1 pseudogene is annotated in these 378 nt (G+C 59.0%); it reads right to left on the bottom strand.

The features are described from left to right. Positions 1–149 (bottom strand): annotated as a pseudogene (locus EN780_RS38500) (transposase); the annotation flags it as partial. Between the last annotated feature and the right edge of the window lie 229 nt (positions 150–378).

Here is a 378-nt window from a genome sequence, read left to right as displayed (position 1 = left end):
TTGGTACGCACCGTGCGGTGGCGAACGGTCGCAAAGACGCTTTCGATGGGATTGGACCTTCGCAGATGATCCCAGTGTTCGGCGGGGAAATCGTAGAACGCCAGCGACGCATTCTGATCCTTCGTCAGGCAGTCGACCGCCTTAGCATACGCCTCGGCTTCCATCTCGATCGCCTGCGCAAGCAATTTGCGCGCGCCGCTGCGAAGTACATCCGTCAGGGTATCACCGATTTCGTCGGGCTGACGAAGGCGAACAATGTTGACAGTCTCGTTCATGGCGTATCGCTCTCCTTGAGAGGTTCTGGCAGGCTTCATCGCCCGCCTCGATACGCCGCTCTCCTCAAACCGTCATCACCCAGTTTCCGCCATAGCTCCCCCC

The sequence above is a fragment of the Mesorhizobium sp. M4B.F.Ca.ET.089.01.1.1 genome (assembly GCF_004022605.1).
GTDB classification, from domain to species: Bacteria; Pseudomonadota; Alphaproteobacteria; order Rhizobiales; family Rhizobiaceae; genus Mesorhizobium; species Mesorhizobium abyssinicae.
The sequence above is the reverse complement of the archived record's forward strand: the minus strand, read 5'-3'. Positions and strand labels throughout refer to the sequence as shown.